Genomic DNA, 1308 nt, shown 5'->3' with positions numbered 1-1308 from the left:
GCCGCCGCCCGGGCCGGCGCCGAACAGCGCACGCGCGCCGCCGCGGCCCTCGACCGGGCAGCCCGGCAGGTCCGCTCGGCCGCCCCGGACGCCCGCGTCCTCTACCGGACCGAGACCCTGCTCAGCGGCCTCGCGGTGAGCGCGCCCGCCTCGGCGCTGCCCCGGCTGGCCGCCCTGCCCGGCGTGCGCGCCGTCCACCCGATCGCCCTGAAGCAGCGCGCCAACGGCTACTCGGTGCCGCTGACCGGCGCCCCCGCGGTGTGGTCCGGGCCAGCCGGGAACACCGGCAGCGGCGTACGGATCGGCATCATCGACTCCGGCATCGACTACACCCACGCCGACTTCGGCGGCCCGGGCACCCCCGAGGCCTTCAGGGCCGTGGACGGGGCGAAGCCCGCCCCCGCCGCGCTCTTCCCGAACGCCAAGGTCACCGGCGGCCGTGACCTGGTCGGCGACGACTACAACCCCGACCCGGCCGCCGAGCACTACCAGCCCGTTCCGCGCCCGGACGCCAACCCGATCGACTGCGCGCTCAACGGCCACGGCACCCACGTGGCCGGCACCGCCGCCGGGCTTGGCGTCACCCGAGACGGCCACCCCTACCGCGGCCCGTACCGCCCCGGACTGGACCCGGCCGGCTTCCTGGTCGGCCCCGGCGAGGCGCCGGGCGCCCAGCTGTACGCGATCCGGGTGTTCGGCTGCGAGGGCTCCACGGACCAGATGGCCCAGGCCCTCGACCTGGCCGCCGACCCGAACGGCGACGGCGACCTCTCCGACCGCCTGGACGTGGTCAACCTCTCGCTCGGCAGCCCGTTCGGCAGCCCCGACGACGCCGATGCGCTGGCCGTCGACCGGCTCGCCGCGCTGGGCACCGTGGTGGTCGCCGCAGCCGGCAACGAGGGCGACGCGTACGCCATCGGCGGCAGTCCGGGCGCCGCCGCCCGGGCCGTCACCGTCGCCGCCTCGGTGGACACCCACAGCGACGCCGACGGCATCCGGGTGCTGGCCCCGGACGGCCTCGCCGGAGTGGTCCCCGGGCACTGGAGCGCGGAGTACCGCGGCTGGGACACCCAGGACGTCGCCGGCGAACTCGCGCTGCCCGCCGACCAGTCGGACGGCTGCACCGCCTTCGACGCGGCCGACGCGGCCCGGCTGAAGGGGCGGATCGCCGTCCTCGCCTGGAAGACCGGCGACGCCGACCGGGCCTGCGGCTCCGCGCCGCGGGGGGGCCGCCACCCGGTCGCCCGCGCGGAGGGCGCGCTGTTTGGGGCCGTCCTGGTCGCCGTCGGCCTGGGTGCGGGGGGCCAC

At 78.3% G+C, this 1308-nt stretch carries 1 protein-coding gene; it reads left to right on the top strand.

Going from position 1 to position 1308, the window contains the following annotated elements:
• Nucleotides 1-1308, top strand: a 1308-nt coding sequence (locus tag ACFV0G_RS39425) for a S8 family serine peptidase (protein WP_380558774.1), incomplete at both ends; no start/stop codon positions are given.

Origin of the sequence: Kitasatospora sp. NPDC059571 (assembly GCF_042735675.1) — a bacterium.
Lineage (GTDB): Bacteria > Actinomycetota > Actinomycetes > Streptomycetales > Streptomycetaceae > Kitasatospora.
The sequence above is the reverse complement of the archived record's forward strand: the minus strand, read 5'-3'. Positions and strand labels throughout refer to the sequence as shown.